Origin of the sequence: Kitasatospora kazusensis (assembly GCF_039529945.1) — a bacterium.
GTDB classification, from domain to species: domain Bacteria; phylum Actinomycetota; class Actinomycetes; order Streptomycetales; family Streptomycetaceae; genus Kitasatospora; species Kitasatospora kazusensis.
The window spans coordinates 1-760 of sequence record NZ_BAAANT010000141.1 but is presented as its reverse complement, the minus strand read 5'-3'; the positions used below and the strand labels follow the sequence as shown (position 1 = coordinate 760).

Annotated in this window: 1 protein-coding gene; it reads left to right on the top strand. The window is 68.7% G+C overall.

Going from position 1 to position 760, the window contains the following annotated elements:
• Window position 1: 1 nt before the first annotated feature.
• Window positions 2-760: polyprenol monophosphomannose synthase (locus tag ABD330_RS32375; protein WP_344469893.1), on the top strand; the 759-nt coding region annotated here is incomplete at its 3' end.

Sequence of the window (760 nt, the reverse complement as noted above, 5' to 3'; positions counted from 1 at the left end):
CGTGACTGCCCCCAAGGAGACCACCTTCGCCGATCTCGGCAAGGTGTTGGTGATCATCCCGACCTACAACGAGGCCGAGAACGTCGAGCGGATCGTCTCCCGGGTCCGGGCCGCCGTCCCCGAGGTCCACGTCCTGGTCGCCGACGACAACAGCCCCGACGGCACCGGCGACCTCGCCGACAAGCTCGCCGCCGACGACCCCAACGTGCAGGTCATGCACCGCAAGGGCAAGGAAGGCCTGGGCGCCGCCTACCTGGCCGGCTTCCGCTGGGGCATCGACAACGGCTACGACGTCCTCGTCGAGATGGACGCCGACGGCTCCCACCAGCCCGAGGAACTGCACCGCCTGCTCACCGCCCTGCGCACCGCCGACCTCGTCCAGGGCTCCCGCTGGGTCCCCGGCGGCAAGGTCGTCAACTGGCCCAAGTCCCGCCTGCTGATCTCCCGCGGCGGCTCCTTCTACTCCCGGATGATGCTCAGCGTCCCGATCAAGGACGTCACCGGCGGCTACCGCGCCTTCCGCAAGGAGACCCTCCTCGGCCTCGGCATGGACGAGGTCGCCTCGGCCGGCTACTGCTTCCAGGTCGACCTCGCCTGGCGCACCGTCAAGGCCGGCTACAAGGTCGTCGAGGTCCCGATCACCTTCATCGAGCGCGAGTTCGGCGCCTCCAAGATGAGCCGCAACATCCTCGTCGAAGCCCTCTTCCGCGTCACCGGCTGGGGCATCAACGCCCGCATCCAGAAGCTCACCGGCAAGAAG